Genomic DNA, 17,030 nt, shown 5'->3' with positions numbered 1-17,030 from the left:
GCACATCAATGCGTAATCTATCTTCCATCCAGATCGGTCCCGTCCGGATCGAAAGCCCTGTTGTGCTCGCGCCGATGACCGGCGTCACCGACATGCCGTTCCGCACCCTGGTGCGACGCTATGGTTCGGGCCTCAACGTGACCGAGATGGTCGCGAGCCAGGCGGCGATCCGCGAAACGCGCCAGTCGTTGCAGAAGGCTGCGTGGGACAGACTGGAAGAGCCGGTGTCGATGCAGCTGATCGGTTGCACCCCGTACGAGATGGGCGAGGCTGCCAAGCTCAGCCAGGATCGCGGTGCGGCGATCATCGACATCAACATGGGCTGCCCGGTGCGGAAGGTCGTCAATGGCGATGCGGGCTCCGCGCTGATGCGCGATACCAAGCTCGCCAGCGCGATCATCGAGGCCACCGTGAAGGCGGTCGACGTCCCCGTGACGCTGAAAATGCGGATGGGCTGGTGCCATGACAGCCTCAACGCGCCCGACCTCGCGCGGATCGCCGAGGATCTCGGCATCAAGCTGATCACCGTCCACGGCCGCACGCGCAACCAGATGTACAAGGGCAACGCCGACTGGGGCTTCGTCCGCAAGGTCAAGGATGCAGTGAGCGTGCCGGTGATCGTCAACGGCGATATCTGCACGATCGAGGACGCCGAAGCAGCGATGGACCAGTCGGGCGCGGATGGCCTGATGATTGGCCGCGGCAGCTATGGTCGCCCATGGGTGCTCGGCCAGGTGATGGAGTGGTTCGCCACCGGCCGGCGCATCGAAGATCCGTCGATCACCGAGCAATATGATGCGATCGCAGGGCATTACGAGGCGATGCTCGAACATTACGGGATCGAGACCGGCGTTAACATGGCCCGGAAACATATCGGCTGGTATACCAAGGGGCTGCCCGGTTCGGCCGAGTTCCGCAACAAGGTGAACCAGGTTCCCGATCCCAAGCAGGTCAAGGCGATGCTCGCCGAGTTCTACGCTCCCTGGCGCGACCTTGCAGCGGCCTGACACGCACTCTCGGGTACGGCCGGGTTTTGCGGAGTTGTTCGCGGCGCTCCCGGTCGCCGTCGTCGTGGTCGATCCGAATCAGCGCGTCGCGCATGCCAACGCGCTCGCCGAGCAACTGCTGAACCTGTCGGAGCGGCTGATGATCGGCCAGCCGCTCGACGCGATCATTCCGCCGCCCGACGATCCGCGCAATCGCGACGGGCACGGGCTCGCGGTCTACGATACCGAGATGTCGACCGCGCGGGGTGGCAAGATCCGCGTCGACTTCGCCGAGACGCAGATTGCCGACTACCCCGGCTGGCGCGCAATCACGCTGCATTCCGCGGCAACTTCGCGGCGGCTCGGCCATTCCGCCGACCGCGCGGCCGGCGCGCGTGCGGCCGTCGGTGCGGCGGCGATGCTGGCGCACGAGATCAAGAACCCGCTCTCCGGCATCCGCGGGGCAGCGCAGCTGCTCGGCGCCGGCGAACTGACGACGCTGATCGTTACCGAAGTCGACCGGATCGCGGCGTTGATCGACCGGATGCAGGATTTCAGCGACACGCGTCCGCTGCCGCTCGCCAGCGAGAACATCTATCCGTTGCTCGGCCATGCGCGTCGGCTGGCGCTCGCCGGGTTCGCGCGCGGTATCTCGATCGAGGAACGCTTCGATCCGTCGCTCCCGCCCGCGCAGATCAATCGCGACGCATTGCTCCAGATCGTCATAAACCTGCTCAAGAATGCACGCGAAGCCGTTCGAAACGAACGCGAACCTCGGCTCGTGATGACGACCGCCTACCGCCACGGCATCACCGTCAGTTCGGCCCCGGGCAAGCCACGCCTGCCGCTCCCGATCGAGATCTGCGTGTTCGATAATGGTCCCGGTGCGCCCGCCGATATTGCCGACCATCTGTTCGATCCCTTCGTCTCCGGGCGTCGCGAAGGGCAGGGGCTCGGCCTCGCGCTGGTCGACAAGCTCACGCGCGACATGGGCGGGATCGTCCAATATGCCCGCGAAGGAAATCCCGAGATGACCGTCCTCCGCCTGCTACTGCCGAGAGCAGCATCGTGAGCACCGTTCTGGTCGTCGACGACGACGCCGCGATCCGGACCGTCGTTGCGCAGGCACTCCGCCGTGCCGGGCATGAGGTGTCGGTGGCCGACTGCCTCGCGCAACTCGAACGTGCGCTCGCCGCATCGCTCCCCGATGTCCTCGTCACCGACGTCATTCTTCCCGATGGCGACGGCATCGATCATGTCCGCAGCGTTGCCGCGCGCTTTCCCCTTCTGCCGATCATCGTCCTCTCGGCCCAGAACACGCTGACCACCGCGGTCCGCGCGGCCGAGGTCGGCGCGTACGAGTATCTGCCCAAGCCGTTCGATCTCGACGTGCTGGCCCGCGCGGTCGCCGGTGCGCTCGCGCGGGGCGGGATGGTGTCGGAGGACGCGCTCCACGACGAGGACCGCGCACTGCCGCTGATCGGGCGCTCGGCGGCGATGCAGGACGTCTATCGGGTCATCGCGCGGGTCGTCTCGAACGACCTGACGGTGCTGATCTCGGGCAGATCGGGCACCGGCAAGGAACTCGTCGCGCGCGCGATCCATGATCTCGGCCCACGCAACGCGGCGCCGTTCGTGGCGATCAACATGGCCGCGATCCCGCGCGAGCTGATCGAGGCTGAGCTGTTCGGGCATGAGCGCGGCGCGTTCACCGGCGCGGCGACGCGCAACGCCGGGCGGTTCGAACAGGCGTCGGGCGGCACGCTGTTCCTCGACGAGATCGGCGACATGCCGATGGAGGCGCAGACTCGCCTGTTGCGCGTGCTCCAGTCGGGCGAGTTCACCAGCGTCGGCGGCGCGCGGACGATCCGCGTCGACGTCCGGATCGTCGCCGCCACCAACCGCGATCTCAACGCGCAGGTCGCCGCGGGGCATTTCCGCGAGGACCTGTTCTACCGCCTCAACGTCGTCCCGATCACGCTGCCGCCACTCCGCGAGCGTCGCCAGGACATCGCCTTGCTCGCCCGCCATTTCCTCGACCATGCCGCCATGCAGGGCCTGCCCCGTCGCCAGCTCGGCAGCGATGCGCTCACCGAACTCGGCGCGCACGACTGGCCGGGCAACGTCCGCGAACTCGAAAACCTGATGCGCAGGCTGGCCGTGCTGGCGCGCGACGAAGTGATCGGCGCCGACGCGATCCGCACGATGATCGGCACACCCCAGTAATCGGCGAACCCACCGACATCGAGATCGGCCACGCCGTCCGCGCGATGATCGAGCGGATCGCGCGCGAGATCCAGCCGCGCTCGACGACGGTACGCTGTACGATCGCGTGATCGGCGAAGTCGAACGCCCGTTGATCGAAGCGATGCTGGCGCGCCACGGCCAGAACCAGCTCCGCGCCGCCCGCGCGATGGGGATCAACCGCAATACGCTGCGCAAACGCCTCGACACGCTCGGCATCGATATCGGCCATGGCGGGAGCGAGACGCAGCGAGCCGAAGAGACGGAACGTCGCTGAAACTGTCATTATGTGGTTTCCCGGCAACGGTTGACGTTGTATCGAGGCAACGATGATCGCTTCCGCGACGCTACCGATGGATGATGACGGGCCCGCACACCGGTTCGCGGTGACGCCTGCAGTCGAGGCGCTGGTCCTGGCGGTCGCCGTCGCGATCGGCGTCGCGAGCTATTTCATCATCACCGGCACCGACGCACCGCAGCGCCTGATCCCGCCACCGCTGGTCGCGCTGCTGCTCGTCGCCAACCTCGTTCCCGGCATCGCGTTGCTGATGCTGCTCGGCCGGCGCGTGGCGATGCGCCGCGCCGCCCGGTCGCCTGTAGGCGGTGGCGGGCGCCTTCACGTCCGCCTCGTCGCGCTGTTCTCCATCGTCGCCGCGGTGCCGATGCTGCTGGTGACGATCTTCGCCTCGTTGCTGTTCCAGTACGGCGTCCAGTTCTGGTATTCCGACCAAGCGCGCGGGATGCTTGAGAACGCCACCGCGCTCGCGCAATCCTCCTATGCGCGCCAGCTCAGCCGCTGGGAGGAGGCGACCGTGACGATGGCCGCCGACATGTCGGGCTATCTCGAGGCGAAATCGCTCCAGAGCCCCGACTTCTCCGGCTATTTCCTCCAGCAAGTCTATTACCGCAGCCTGTCCGAGGCGGCGCTCTTCAAGGTCACGCCGGACAACGAGATCCAGACCTTCGCGGTCGTCGACCCCTACAAGATCGATTTCGCGCGCCAGGTGACCCCGCAGTCGATCGCCCAGCTCCGCGCTGGCAAGTCCGCGGTCGTCGCGGTCACAGGCGACCGGATCCAGACGATCACGCTGCTGCCCGGTTCCGACGAGCTCTTTCTCTACGCCGGACGCGTCGAGGATACCAAGCTGCTCTCCGGGCAGACCGTCCGTGCGAATGAGGTGCTGACGAGCTATAGGTCGCTGCTGGCGCGCTCGCGGAGCCTCCAGTTGCGGTTCAACGCTGCGTTGCTTTTCATCTCGCTGCTGATCGTTGGGGTCGCCGTCTGGATCGCGCTCGCGGTGGCCGATCGCCTTGTCCGTCCCGTCGGCGAACTCGTCGATGCCGCGCGGCGCGTCGCGGGCGGCGACTTGACCGCGCGCGTGCCGGACCCGCGCAGCCGCGACGAAGTCGGGACGCTAGCCAACGCCTTCAACCAGATGACCGGCCAGCTCGAGGAACAGAATACAGAGCTCGTCACCGCCAACGGCCAGCTCGAAAACCGACGCGCGTTGATCGAGGCAGTGATGGCCGGCGTCTCGGCAGGCGTCGTCGCGACCGGACGCGAGCGCACGATAACGATCGCCAATGATTCCGCGGTCACGCTGCTCGGGACCGATGCGGGCGGTCTCGTCGGACGCAAGCTGGTCGATGTCGCTCCCGAACTCGACGCGATGCTCGACAGGGGCGACCGGGAGGCGATCGTCGAGGTCGGGCAGGGCGGTGACGTCCGCACGCTGGCGGTCCGCATAGCCCGCCCGGCGACTGGTCCGATCCTCACCTTCGACGACATCACGCAGCAACTGCTCGATCAGCGCCGCGCGGCTTGGTCCGACGTTGCCCGACGGATCGCGCACGAGATCAAGAACCCACTGACACCGATCCAGCTCGCCGCCGAACGCCTGCAACGACGCTATGGCGCTAAGGCCGAGATGCAGGACGGCACGTTCTCGCGGCTCACCGACACGATCATCCGCCAGGTCGGCGACCTGCGCCGGATGGTCGACGAATTCTCGTCATTTGCGCGTATGCCCAAGCCCGTCTTCCGTGAGGAGTCGCTGGTCGATGCCGCCCGCCAGGCGCTTTTCCTGCACGAGGTGGCGCATCCCACGATCGGCTTCCACCTCGTCAACGACGATACGGGCTTGGCGCTGGTCTGCGATCGTCGCCAGATAGGCCAGGCGCTCACCAATATCGTGAAGAACGCGGTAGAAGCCATTGAAACACGAGGCGAACCCGGTGGATCTGTGACGATGACGCTCAGCCAGGAGGCGGGTCGGAGCGTGACGATCGCGGTCGCCGATACCGGCATCGGCCTGCCCGCCGACCGCGACCGGATCATGGAGCCCTATGTCACGACGCGGGCGCGCGGCACGGGCCTCGGGCTTGCCATCGTCAAGAAGATCATTGAGGAGCATTGTGGAACGATCGCCTTCTCCGATCGGCCGGGTGGCGGCACGCTCGTCACCATGACCTTCGACACCAGAGCTCTGGCAGCACTGGACCAGGGGGCCTGAACCAAGTGGGCCTCGACGCAGGGGGCCGCTACCCGAGGGGGCAGGGGATGGCCAACTCGCCACCATGACTCGCAACCGGACATGATTTGATGGCGCTCGATATTCTCGTCGTGGACGACGAACGTGACATTCGCGAACTGGTCGCCGGCGTCCTCGAAGACGAAGGCTATGACACGCGCGACGCCGGCGACAGCGATTCCGCGCTGGAAGCGATCGCCGCACGGCGTCCGTCGCTGGTGCTGCTCGACGTCTGGCTGCAAGGCTCGCGGCTCGACGGGCTCGAACTGCTCGACGAAATCAAGCGTCGCGACCCGTCGATCCCCGTGCTCGTCATCTCGGGGCACGGCAATTTGGATACCGCGGTCGCCGCGATCCGGCGTGGCGCGTCCGACTTCATCGAAAAGCCGTTCGAGGCCGAGCGCCTGCTGCTCATGGTGGCGCGTGCGACCGAGACCGAACGGCTGCGGCGCGAAGTCGCCACCCTGCGCGCGACGGTCGGCCGCGAGACCGATCTCACCGGCAGTTCTGGCGCGATCAACGGCGTCCGCGCGACGTTAAAGCGGGTTGCGGCAACCGGTAGCCGTGTGCTCGTGATGGGCGGCGCAGGCGTCGGTAAGGAAGTCGCCGCGCGGCTGCTGCATGGCTGGAGCCAGCGCACCGACGCCCCGTTCATCGTCGTGAGCGCCGCACGGATGACGCCCGAGCGGGTCGACGAGGAACTGTTCGGGGTCGAGGAGGCGGGCGATCTCGTCCGTCCCGGCCTGTTCGAACAGGCACATGGCGGCACGTTGTTCCTCGACGAGATCGCCGACATGCCGATCACGACGCAGGCCCGGATCCTGCGCGCGCTGACCGACCAGAGTTTCACGCGAGTTGGTGGCACGCGGGTCGTCAAGGTCGACGTTCGGGTCGTCTCGGCGACGGCGCGCGACCTGGTGTTCGAGATCGCCGAGGGCGCTTTCGCGAAGATCTCTACTACCGCCTCAACGTCGTCCCCGTGACGATCCCGCCGCTCTCCGATCGCCGCGAGGATATCCCGGCGCTGGTCCAGCATTTCATCGCGCATTACGCGTCCGAACGCCGCGTGCCGACGCCCGAGATCGCTCCCGATGCGATGGTCGCGCTGCAATCCTATGACTGGCCTGGCAACGTCCGGCAGCTTCGCAACGTCGTCGAGCGGACGATCATCCTCGCGCCTGGCGATCGCATCGGCCGGATCGACATCGACCTGTTGCCCGCCGAAGTGCTCGGCGATCAGGGCGACATGGGGGCGGCGGGGGCACCGCGATCATGGGATCGCCGCTGCGGGAGGCGCGCGAGACTTTCGAACGTGAGTATCTGCGCGTCCAGATCCGTCGCTTTTCGGGCAACATCTCGCGCACGGCCAGCTTCATCGGCATGGAGCGGTCGGCACTCCACCGCAAACTCAAGCTGCTCGGCATCACCGAAACACGCGACGAATAAGGCGCCGCAATTTCGCCGCCCTCTGGAACTATGGGGGTGTCGATCATAGATCACATACGGTGCCCGGTAACCGGGTGCATCTCCGACGCTGGGAAACAGCGCCTTGCGGGCAAAGTCCCGCCAAAAACAAAGGGTTATCCCATTGGCCGATAAACCAGGCTCGCTTCAGGACCTCTTCCTGAACGCACTCCGGCGCTCCAAGACGCCGGTCACGATGTTTCTCGTCAAGGGCGTGAAGCTCCAGGGCATCGTCACATGGTTCGATAATTTTTCGGTGCTGCTCCGCCGCGATGGCCAGTCGCAGTTGATCTACAAGCACGCCATTTCGACGATCATGCCAGCAGGCCCGATGGACGTGTCGGCAATCGTCGACGCCGTCGGAGAGAACCAGAAGAAGCACCCGTTGTTGCAGGACATTTTCCTCAACGCGGTGCGGAAATCCGAAGACAGCGTGACGATGTTCCTGATCAACGGCGTCATGCTGCAGGGTCAGATCGCCGGCTTCGACCTGTTCTGCATGCTGCTCCAGCGCGAGGGCATGGCGCAGCTCGTTTATAAGCACGCGGTCTCGACCATCCAGCCGGCGCGCCCGCTGAACCTCGCCGAGGAACCCACCGATACGGATGATGCGGATGACGCAGCTGATACGGACCACGGCGATTGAGTAGCGGTTTCGAACGCGACCGGGACGAGTTCGCGCGCGGTGCGCGTGCGATCGTCGTCCTTCCCGATCAGGGCGACGCTTCGCGCGACGTCGATGCACGCTTGGAGGAAACCGCGGGCCTTGCGGCCGCAATTGGCGTCGAGGTCGTCGAACGGATCGCCTACCGCGTCCGCCAGCCCAAGCCGGCCACGCTGATCGGCAGCGGCCAAGTGGAGATGCTTGCGGCGCAGGTTCGGATGGAAGAGGCGGGGCTCGTCGTGTTCGACGCGAGCCTCAGCCCGATCCAGCAGCGCAATCTCGAAAAGGCGCTCGAAACTAAGGTCATCGATCGCACCGGCCTGATCCTCGAGATCTTCGGCGAGCGTGCGGCGACCGCCGAGGGGCGCTTGCAGGTCGAACTGGCGCATCTCGATTATCAGGCGGGCCGACTGGTTCGCAGCTGGACCCATCTCGAACGTCAGCGCGGTGGCTTCGGCTTCCTCGGCGGTCCGGGTGAGACCCAGATCGAAGCGGATCGCCGCCTGATCCGCGACCGGATGGCTCGGCTCAAGCGCGAGCTCGAGCAGGTCAGCCGTACGCGAGGGCTTCACCGCGAGCGGCGCCAGCGTGCGCCGTGGCCGGTGATCGCGCTGGTCGGCTACACCAATGCTGGCAAGTCGACGCTGTTCAACCGGCTCACCGGCGCAGACGTGATGGCGGAGGATCTGCTGTTCGCGACGCTCGACCCGACGTTGCGGCAGATCCAGTTGCCCGGCATCGACAAGGCGATCCTGTCCGACACGGTCGGGTTCGTCTCGGACCTGCCGACCCAGCTGGTCGCCGCGTTCAAGGCGACCCTTGAAGAGGTCGTTTCCGCCGACCTGCTCGTCCATATCCGTGACATCGCGCATCCAGATACCGAGGCGCAGCGGACCGACGTCGAGACCGTGCTGGCCGAGATCGGCGTCGACGAGAACACGCCCCGGTTCGAGGTCTGGAACAAGCTCGACCTGCTCGATGCCGATACGCATGAGGAGATCGCAGCGCAGGCTGCGCACCGCGACGACGTCGTCGCAATCTCGGCGCTGAGCGGGGAAGGGGTGGATGAGCTGATCCACCAGGTCGCCGCCAAGCTGACCGGCGCGCATCGTCGGTACAGCATCACGCTCGACGCGACCGACGGCGCGGGCGCGGCGTGGCTGCATGCGCACGGCGAGGTGCTGGGCAGCTTGGACGACGAACTCGAGACGACCTACGATGTGCGACTTTCGGAAAGCGATTACGACCGGTTCATCCGCCGCGACGCTTGACCGCCTGCCACAGGGCTTCCTTCTGATCGAGTGTCATGGCGGCGAAGGCGTCGCCGCCATCGGCCTCGATCGCCCGAAAGCGCGCATCGAACTTGGCATTGCCCGCGCGTAACGCGGCTTCGGGATCGACACCGAGATGGCGGGCCCAGTTCGTCACCGCGAACAGCAGGTCGCCGATCTCTTCTGCCACGGTGTCCGAGCCGGCTTCGCGAACCTCTTCGATTTCCTCGAAAACCTTCGCAAGCGGCCCCGCGGCATCGGGCCAGTCGAACCCCACGCGCGCTGCACGCTTCTGCAGTTTCTCGGCACGCGACAACGCGGGCAGGCCGATCGCGACGCCGGCCAACGCGCTGGGATCGGACTTCTCTGCACGTTCGCCGGCCTTGATCGTTTCCCATCCGGGCGACGTCACCGCATCACCGAAAATATGCGGGTGGCGGCGCTCCATCTTGTCGCTGATCGCGGCGACGACGTCGGCCAGCGTGAACGCACCCGACTCCTCGGCGATACGGCTGTGGAACACGACCTGGAGCAACAGGTCGCCAAGTTCGTCCTTGAGATCGGCGGGGTCGTCGCGGGCGATCGCGTCGGCAACCTCATACGCTTCCTCGATCGTGTACGGCGCGATCGTCGACCAGGTCTGCACCCGATCCCATTCGCATCCGTCGACCGGATCGCGCAGCCGCGCCATGATGGAGGTGAGGCGTTCGATCATAGGGAGCACCTGTAAATTGGCATCGATCCGCTGCCTATCGCAAGATCGATAATATACATTATGTAAAACCTATTCCTGGATCGGGGTCAGGATAAGCGTGGCGTTCTCGACCCGCCACGATCCCAGCTTCGACAGAAAGTTCATGCCGATGACGTCGGTGTCCCCGAAAGATGGCGCTGTGACGATGCCAAGATCGGTCGCGGTGATGGAGCCGATCGTGATGCGCTTGGCCGTCGCGGTTCGGGCCGACACGTCGCCGTTCGCGGTCGAGATGATCACCGGGAACGGGCTTTCGTCGCTATCGAGTCGCGCAGCCTTCGCAGTGGCCGTCGACAGCGCGGTCGTCGTCGCACCGCTGTCGATCAGCATGCGCCGCCGTACGCCGTCGATATCGACATCGGCCCAGAAATGCCCGTCCTCGGCCATGCGTATCCGCGTTTCGGTACCGCTGACCTGCTGGTCTGCGAACAGAGTCTTCAGTCCCGACAGCCGGTCGCGCTGGCTCGCGATCAGCAAAGCCACGACAAAGATCGCAACCCAGGCCAAGGCCATTTTTAGCACGGGTTTCAGCGGCAACCGGCGCGCTACCAGCGCGGACAGCGGCAGGATCAGCATGACAGCGTACAGCGCGAACTGGGCTGCGCGGTCGCCGGTCATGCGGTGAGGACTAATCCGTCATAGCCGGGCTCGACCCCGGCCGGGAGTTCATGCCGCAGCGTCGCGTAGTCCATGGTGTTATCCATGTGGATCAACGCAGTCCGCTTCGGCGTCAGGCGCTCCACCCAGTTCAGGACGGCCGGCAATTCCATGTGTGTCGGATGCGGACGTCGGCGGAGCGCGTCGACGACCCAGATGTCCAGATCCTGATACAGGCTGGCCATGTCATCGGTCATCACGTTGAAGTCGGTTGCATATCCGATGGATACGCCGTCGGCTTCAAACCGCAGCCCAGCGGCGTGGATGCTGCCATGGGGCTGATCGGTGACGCGGATGTCGATCCCGCCGATCGACAGCCGGTCCGGCAATATCTCGCCCGCGATCGTCGGCGGATAGCCGGGGCGACCGTGAAAGGCATAGGTAAACCGCGCGTCCAGCGCCGCCAGCGTGAACGGCCTCGCATAGCCAAGGACCGGCGTTCCCATCGCGTGGAAGAGTTGCCGCACGTCGTCGATGCCGTGGCAGTGATCGGCGTGGTCGTGCGTCCAGAGTATCGCATCGACCCGGTCGATATCGGCCGCCAGCAACTGCTCGCGCATGTCGGGGCTGGTGTCGATCAGGATCCGGGTGCCGTCATGCTCGACCAGAGCGGACGCGCGCGTGCGCCGGTTGCGCGGCTCGGTCGGGTCGCAGTCGCCCCAGTCGTTGCCGATCCGCGGCACGCCGGAGGATGTGCCGGAGCCGAGGATCGTGATCTTCATGCGACCGCCCCGGACACCCGCGTCTTGGCGAACAGCGCGTGGAAGTTCTCCGCGGTGCGACGCGACAATTCCTCGACACTTTCGCCACGCAGGTCGGCGAGGAACTGCGCGGTGTCGGCGACGAAGCCAGGTTCGCCGGTTTTGCCCCGGTGCGGCACCGGCGCGAGGAACGGCGCATCGGTTTCGATCAGCAATCGCTCGATCGGCAGGCGCGCAGCCGTCTCTTGCAGATCACGCGCGTTCTTGAACGTCACGATCCCCGAGATCGAAATATAAAGGCCCATATCCAATGCCTTGTCGGCGAAAGCTCCGCTCGCCGTGAAGCAATGGATGACGCCGGGATAGGCCCCCTTCCCCATTTCTTCCGCCATGATCGCGGCGGTATCGTCCTCGGCATCGCGGGTGTGGACGACGATCGGCAGGCCCGTCTCGCGCGACGCGGCGATGTGTGCGCGGAAACTCGCCTGCTGGCGCGCGCGGTCGGAGGTGTCGCGGAAATAGTCGAGGCCGCTTTCGCCGAGACCGACGACCCGAGGATGCCGTGCCCGCTCGATCAGCTTGGCCGCGTCGACGTCGGGATAGGTATCCGCCTCGTTCGGATGAATGCCGATCGTCGCCCAGACGTCCGGCTCGCGCTCGGCGGTGGCGACGATATCGTCCCATTCGCTCTCGCGCGTCGAGATGTTGAGCATCGCCGTCACCCTCGCCCGTGCCCGCGCGAGGACCGCCTGCTGGTCCTCGGCGAGGCCCTTGTAGTTCAGATGGCAATGGCTGTCGGCGAGCATCAGGCCTCCGCTGGCAGTTCGAGACGCGGGAAGACCGGCGCAGGCGGTGCGATCCGGAAGTCGGAGGCGGCGATCCGGTCGTACCAGCCATCGTCGTCGATCGCGGCATGATCGCGCTCGGTGGCGCCGATCTGGTCGAGAACCTTCCCCGCGGACTCGGGTACGACCGGCAGGATCGCGATCGCCAGCATGCGGATCGCGCGGACCAGCGTTCGCAACACCGCGTTCATCCGCTCGGGATCGGTCTTGCGCAATGCCCAGGGCGCCTGCGCGTCGATATACTGGTTGCACGCGAACACGCCGCGCATCCACGCCTCGATGCCTTGCGACAAAGCGAGATCGGTAAAGCCCGACTTGAACCCGGCGCAGGCGACGACGACCTCCTCGATCAGCATCCCGTCGGCGTCCTGGACCGTACCCGCGGTGGGAAACTCGCCACCCAAGTTCTTGGCGATGAACGACAAGGTTCGCTGTGCGAGGTTGCCGAAGCTGTTCGCCAGCTCGGCATTCACGCGCATCACGATCGCCTCGGGCGAGTAGCTACCGTCCTGCCCGAAGCTGACCTCGCGGAGGAAGAAATAGCGTAGCGCATCGACGCCGAACGCATCCGCCAGCGCCATCGGATCGACGACATTGCCGACCGACTTCGACATCTTCTCGCCGCGGGTGAGGAGGAAGCCGTGGCCGAACACGCTTTTGGGCAGCGGAATGCCCGCCGACAGCAGGAACGCCGGCCAATAGACCGCGTGGAAGCGGACGATGTCCTTGCCGATCAGGTGGATATCCGCCGGCCAGTATTTCGCCTTGTCACCGGTCATGTCGGGATAGCCGATCCCGGTCAGGTAATTGGTGAGCGCATCGACCCACACATACATGACGTGCCCCGGGCTGCCCGGCACCGGCACGCCCCAGTCGAAGCTGGTGCGCGAGACCGACAGATCCTTCAGCCCACCCTCGACGAAGCGCATCACCTCGTTGCGGCGGCTTTCGGGGCGGATGAAATCGGGGTTGGCGGCAAAGAGATCGAGCAGCGGCTGCTGATATTTGGACAGGCGGAAGAACCACGTCTCCTCGGCGGTCCATTCGACCGGCGTACCCTGCGGCGAGCGACGATCATCGCCCTCCCCGGTCAGCTCGGACTCGTCGTAGAACGCCTCGTCGCGGACCGAATACCAGCCCTCGTAGCGATCGAGATACAGATCGCCCGCGTCCGCCATCGCCTGCCAGATCGCGGCACTCGCGGCGTAATGATCCTCGTCCACCGTCCGGATGAAGCGGTCATACAAGATGCCAAGACGATCCGCCATCTCGTGGAAATACGACGACATTTCGTTGGACAGGTCACGCACGGGCATGTCGCGGTCGCGCGCGGCCTGGACCATCTTAAGGCCATGCTCGTCGGTCCCGGTCTGGAACAGCACATCGCGGCCCGCCTGGCGCTGGAAGCGCGCGATCGCGTCGGCGGCGATCATCTCGTACGCATGGCCGATATGCGGACGGCCATTGGGATAGTGGATCGCGGTGGTGATATAGAAAGGGTCGGCCATGCCGCGCTCCTAGAGCATCACCCCGATCAGGTGAAGCCTGCGCGGGCCGATCACCGGCGTAATGTCGCGACGATCCCCGCCATCTCGAACACCGTGGCCTGCGCATCGAGCGACAGCCCGATCGCCGCGCCCGCGAGGTCGCGTGCCGCGGCGTGCGCGTCGAGTGCGGACCGGAGCGCTGGACCCGATCGGGTCCGGGCAGCGTCGGCGATAAACGCGGGCGCACGGTCGAGAAATGCCTCGTACCGCGGTTGCGCCGCCTTGAGGCCAAGCGCCTTGGCGAGCTTCAACCGACGCCCATTATCCCGGTCGCCATCCTGCGCGATCGCGGCGATGGCATCGTCGATTGCGGCGATGTCGAGCCCGGCATAGCGCAGCGCGCGGCCAGGCGCGCCGTCGCTGGCACGGACCAGCGCGGCGACCTCGCCCTCGTCGGCATCAGGTTGCAACGTCCGGATCGCCGTCGCGACCTCGTCGTCCGAGAGTGCCTCGAACCGCAGCAACCGGCACCGTGAGCGGATCGTCGGCAGCAACCGGCCCGGTGCATGGCTGACGAGCAGGAAGATCGTCCCCGCCGGCGGTTCCTCGAGGTTCTTGAGCAACGCATTCGCCCCGCCCCGCTCCAGATCGTCGATCGCGTCGATTACCACGACGCGCCGCGGGCTCATCGATGGCGTGGTCGCAAACAGCGGTTGCAGCGTCCGCACCTGCGCGATCGTGATGCTGCGGGCGAGATCCTGGTCGGGCTTGTCGGGATCCTTCGGCAACCGTGCGAGCACGCGAAAATCGGGGTGCGACCCCGCCTCCATCAGCGACCGCGTCCGGTTCCCCTCGGGAACCTCCAACCCGGTCGATCCGGCATCGGGCTCAGCCGCGTCCGCTAGCATCCGCATGGCTGCGGCGCGCGCGAAGCTCGCCTTACCGACGCCCTGCGGCCCGGCGATCAACCATGCGTGATGCAACGAACCGCCGCGCATTGCCGCCATGAAGGCAGACTGCGCGGCGGTATTGCCGATGATCGGCATCATGCCTGCAACGCCGTCGGCGCCGAAATCATCAGCCGAAGAAGCCGGTCAGTCCTGCCCATGCGCGACCGAAGAAACCGGCCTCGGCAACGTCCTTCTCGGCGACCAGCGGCATGGTCTGCTGGAGTCCGTCGGACGTGGTGACGACGAGATCGGCGATATGCTGGCCGGCCTTGATCGGCGCCTTGATCGGGCCGTCGTAAACGACCTTCGCGGTCAGATTGGGCGAGGTGCCCGCGGGCAGTGTCACGGTCAGAGCCTTGGGCGCTACCAGCCCGACCGACGACGAATCGCCGAGCTGGACCGAAGCGGTCTCGACCTTCTTGCCCTTCGCGACGATCGGCTTCGATTGCCACGCGCGAAAACCCCATTCCATGAAGCGCACCGATTCCTCGGCGCGCTGGCCCGAACTCGTCAGGCCGGCGACCACCATCACCAGGCGACGGCCATTCTGCACGGCGGACCCGGTGAAGCCGTAGCCGGCCTCCTCGGTGTGACCGGTCTTGAGCCCGTCGGCACCAGCGACGCGGCCGAGGATAGGATCGCGGTTCGCCTGGGTGATGGCGCTGCCGCCCATCGTCTTGCCCCAGGTGAAATCGCGCTTCGAATAGAATTGCTTGTAGAGATCGGGATAGTTGGTGATCGTCGCCGCCGCGAGCTTGGCCAGATCATGCGCGGTGACATAGGTGACGCCGTTGTCGGGCCAGCCGTTCGCGGTACCGAAATGGCTGTCCTTGAGGCCGAGTTCGGCGGCCTTGCGGTTCATCCGCTCGGTGAACGCCTGCTCCGAACCCGAAATTCCCTCGGCAAGCACGATGCACGCGTCGTTGCCCGACAGCGTGACGATCCCGTACAGGAGATTGGCGACACTGACATTCTCACCCGATGACAGGAACATCGTCGAACCCGCTGCCGGACCATGCCATTTCGCCCAGGTCTCGGGGCGTACGGTCATCATCTGGTCGAGCTTCAACTCGCCCTTCTTGACCATGTCGAACGCGACATAGACCGTCATCATCTTGGCGAGCGAGGCTGGCGGCATGCGGCGATCGGCATCGCGCGCGAACAACACCGCGCCCGACGACAGGTCCTCCATATAGGCGATCGGCGCCGCGGTCTGGAACTGCGGTGCGGCGGCGATGGAGGGATGCGCCAGCGCGAGGGCGACGAGCGGTGCGACGATCAGCTTCTTCATGGGGTATTCCGTGAGCAAAAGGGCGGTCCGTGGGCAGGATGTGATGCAGGTCATAGCCGCGCCCGGCGACCGCGTCACGTATCCGTTGCGCGCAAATTCCTAGCGTTCGACCGCGTCGGCGAGCAGTCCGACCGACAACGCGTAGAAATTCGAGCAGTTGTAATCGAGGATCACGCGGTAGTTGCTGGTCAGCAAATACGCGGTCGCCCCTGCCCGTCCGGCTCGAGCAACGTCGCCATCACGCTGTCCGCGGGCAGGCTGCGACCCTGGGGCGAGATCCCGAGCGCACGCCATTCGGCGATCGTCCGCCAGCCGCTATGCCGTTCGAACACGCGCGGGCAGCGCGGCGAGACGAGCCGGTTGCGCACCTGCGACCGGTCGAACCCGGCCGGCACGTTGACCGCGACACCCCAGGGCTGACCGGCACGCCAGCCCGCATCGACGAAATAATTGCCGATCGACGCTAGCGTATCCGCCGGGCTGTTCCAGATGTCCGCGCGCCCGTCGCCATCGCCGTCGCGCGCGAGCCGCAGATAGATCGACGGCAGGAACTGCGGATTGCCGGTCGCGCCTGCCCAGCTACCCTTCAACTGGTCGCGCGTTACACCACGATCGAGCATCTTGAGCCCGGCGATGAACTCGCCCGCGAACAGCGACCGCCGCCGGCCCTCATACGCGAGGCTGGCGAGCGACCGCAGCAAGTCGAAATTGCCTGTATAGCTGCCGTAATTTGTCTCATGGCCCCAGATCGCGACCATGATCGATTCTGGAACGCCGGTGGTCTGTTCGATCCGCTGCAACCGCGAACGTTGCGCCAAATAGGTCTGACGCCCGCGCGCGATCCGCGCTGCGTCGACATGCTGTGCACGGTAGGGTGCGAACGCCGGGATCGCACTGCTGCTGGTCGCACCGGGCTGTTGCCGGTCGAGATCGATGACCCGCTGGTTGAGCGTCAGTCCCGGAAACACCGCGTCGGCCGTCCGCCTGCTCACTCCGTCCGCCAGCGCCTGCTGGCGAAGAGTCGTCATATAAGCCTGAAAGCCCGCGTCGTCCTGCGCCAGCGCCGGGCTCGCCCCAGCCAGCACGGCGCCGAAGCCGATCAAGGTCCTGCGCAGTCGCGCTATTGCTGTAGATGTCCCGCCCATTGGCAGGCTCTGCCACAGACCCGCCGTGATCGGAACCTCG

12 protein-coding genes and 3 pseudogenes are annotated in these 17,030 nt (G+C 65.9%); 7 read left to right on the top strand and 8 right to left on the bottom strand.

Features of this window, described 5'->3' with window-relative positions; all coding sequences use genetic code 11:
* Window positions 1–8: 8 nt before the first annotated feature.
* From dusB to hflX, 7 genes and pseudogenes are all read left to right on the top strand, one after another.
* Window positions 9–1,007, top strand: coding sequence for a tRNA dihydrouridine synthase DusB (gene dusB / locus AC0IX7_RS05685; protein ID WP_471810817.1), 999 nt, complete (start codon window positions 9–11; stop codon window positions 1,005–1,007).
* 34 nt (window positions 1,008–1,041) lie between these two features.
* The gene (locus AC0IX7_RS05680; RefSeq protein ID WP_471810816.1) at window positions 1,042–2,058 is read left to right on the top strand and encodes a two-component system sensor histidine kinase NtrB; all 1,017 of its coding nucleotides are present in this window, start codon (window positions 1,042–1,044) and stop codon (window positions 2,056–2,058) included.
* Window positions 2,055–3,507, top strand: a pseudogene (gene ntrC, locus AC0IX7_RS05675) (nitrogen regulation protein NR(I)). The gene AC0IX7_RS05680 and the pseudogene ntrC overlap by 4 nt, the downstream one beginning before the upstream one ends.
* A 52-nt stretch (window positions 3,508–3,559) precedes the next feature.
* Window positions 3,560–5,743 carry a sensor histidine kinase gene (locus tag AC0IX7_RS05670; RefSeq protein WP_471810815.1) on the top strand — a complete coding sequence of 728 codons (2,184 nt, stop codon included), beginning with the start codon at window positions 3,560–3,562 and terminating at the stop codon, window positions 5,741–5,743.
* An 89-nt stretch (window positions 5,744–5,832) separates the two neighbouring features.
* Window positions 5,833–7,207: pseudogene (ntrX, locus tag AC0IX7_RS05665) on the top strand (nitrogen assimilation response regulator NtrX).
* Between the two features lie 88 nt (window positions 7,208–7,295).
* The gene (hfq, locus tag AC0IX7_RS05660) at window positions 7,296–7,871 is read left to right on the top strand and encodes an RNA chaperone Hfq (protein ID WP_471813755.1); all 576 of its coding nucleotides are present in this window, start codon (window positions 7,296–7,298) and stop codon (window positions 7,869–7,871) included.
* Window positions 7,868–9,160, top strand: a complete 1,293-nt coding sequence (gene hflX, locus AC0IX7_RS05655; protein ID WP_471810814.1) for a GTPase HflX — start codon at window positions 7,868–7,870, stop codon at window positions 9,158–9,160. Before hfq ends, hflX begins: the two co-directional genes overlap by 4 nt.
* Here the strand turns inward: hflX and mazG are convergent.
* The 8 genes and pseudogenes from mazG to AC0IX7_RS05615 form a co-directional block, all read right to left on the bottom strand.
* Window positions 9,141–9,875, bottom strand: coding sequence for a nucleoside triphosphate pyrophosphohydrolase (mazG, locus tag AC0IX7_RS05650; protein ID WP_471810813.1), 735 nt, complete (start codon window positions 9,873–9,875; stop codon window positions 9,141–9,143). The genes hflX and mazG overlap by 20 nt on opposite strands.
* A gap of 69 nt (window positions 9,876–9,944) precedes the next feature.
* Window positions 9,945–10,532, bottom strand: coding sequence for a retropepsin-like aspartic protease family protein (locus tag AC0IX7_RS05645; protein ID WP_471810812.1), 588 nt, complete (start codon window positions 10,530–10,532; stop codon window positions 9,945–9,947).
* Window positions 10,529–11,293 (bottom strand): MBL fold metallo-hydrolase, encoded by a 765-nt coding sequence (locus AC0IX7_RS05640; RefSeq protein ID WP_471810811.1) that lies wholly within the window; start codon window positions 11,291–11,293, stop codon window positions 10,529–10,531. The genes AC0IX7_RS05645 and AC0IX7_RS05640 overlap by 4 nt, the downstream gene beginning before the upstream one ends.
* On the bottom strand, window positions 11,290–12,078 hold the full coding sequence (locus tag AC0IX7_RS05635; protein ID WP_471810810.1) for a TatD family hydrolase: 789 nt from the start codon (window positions 12,076–12,078) through the stop codon (window positions 11,290–11,292). The genes AC0IX7_RS05640 and AC0IX7_RS05635 overlap by 4 nt, the downstream gene beginning before the upstream one ends.
* The gene (metG, locus tag AC0IX7_RS05630) at window positions 12,078–13,625 is read right to left on the bottom strand and encodes a methionine--tRNA ligase (RefSeq protein ID WP_471810809.1); all 1,548 of its coding nucleotides are present in this window, start codon (window positions 13,623–13,625) and stop codon (window positions 12,078–12,080) included. Before metG ends, AC0IX7_RS05635 begins: the two co-directional genes overlap by 1 nt.
* A gap of 50 nt (window positions 13,626–13,675) precedes the next feature.
* A complete protein-coding gene (locus tag AC0IX7_RS05625) occupies window positions 13,676–14,653 on the bottom strand; it encodes an AAA family ATPase (RefSeq protein ID WP_471810808.1) in 978 nt (325 codons plus the stop codon).
* A gap of 28 nt (window positions 14,654–14,681) precedes the next feature.
* Complete coding sequence (locus tag AC0IX7_RS05620; protein WP_471810807.1) at window positions 14,682–15,845, bottom strand: D-alanyl-D-alanine carboxypeptidase family protein; 1,164 nt, start codon at window positions 15,843–15,845, stop codon at window positions 14,682–14,684.
* Window positions 15,846–15,944: 99 nt separating this feature from the next.
* Window positions 15,945–16,873: pseudogene (locus AC0IX7_RS05615) on the bottom strand (lytic murein transglycosylase).
* Between the last annotated feature and the right edge of the window lie 157 nt (window positions 16,874–17,030).

This window comes from Sphingomonas sp. AC411, assembly GCF_979253035.1.
Note: the sequence above shows the minus strand (reverse complement) of the source record. Positions and strands in the feature narration are given on the sequence as shown.

Coding starts and splice junctions, on each gene's coding strand:
- dusB (WP_471810817.1), top strand. CDS start 9: ATGCGTAATCTATCTTCCATCCAGATCGGTCCCGTCCGGATCGAAAGC.
- AC0IX7_RS05640 (WP_471810811.1), bottom strand. CDS start 11,293: ATGAAGATCACGATCCTCGGCTCCGGCACATCCTCCGGCGTGCCGCGG.
- metG (WP_471810809.1), bottom strand. CDS start 13,625: ATGGCCGACCCTTTCTATATCACCACCGCGATCCACTATCCCAATGGC.
- AC0IX7_RS05620 (WP_471810807.1), bottom strand. CDS start 15,845: ATGAAGAAGCTGATCGTCGCACCGCTCGTCGCCCTCGCGCTGGCGCAT.
- AC0IX7_RS05625 (WP_471810808.1), bottom strand. CDS start 14,653: ATGATGCCGATCATCGGCAATACCGCCGCGCAGTCTGCCTTCATGGCG.
- AC0IX7_RS05645 (WP_471810812.1), bottom strand. CDS start 10,532: ATGACCGGCGACCGCGCAGCCCAGTTCGCGCTGTACGCTGTCATGCTG.
- mazG (WP_471810813.1), bottom strand. CDS start 9,875: ATGATCGAACGCCTCACCTCCATCATGGCGCGGCTGCGCGATCCGGTC.
- AC0IX7_RS05635 (WP_471810810.1), bottom strand. CDS start 12,078: ATGCTCGCCGACAGCCATTGCCATCTGAACTACAAGGGCCTCGCCGAG.
- AC0IX7_RS05670 (WP_471810815.1), top strand. CDS start 3,560: ATGATCGCTTCCGCGACGCTACCGATGGATGATGACGGGCCCGCACAC.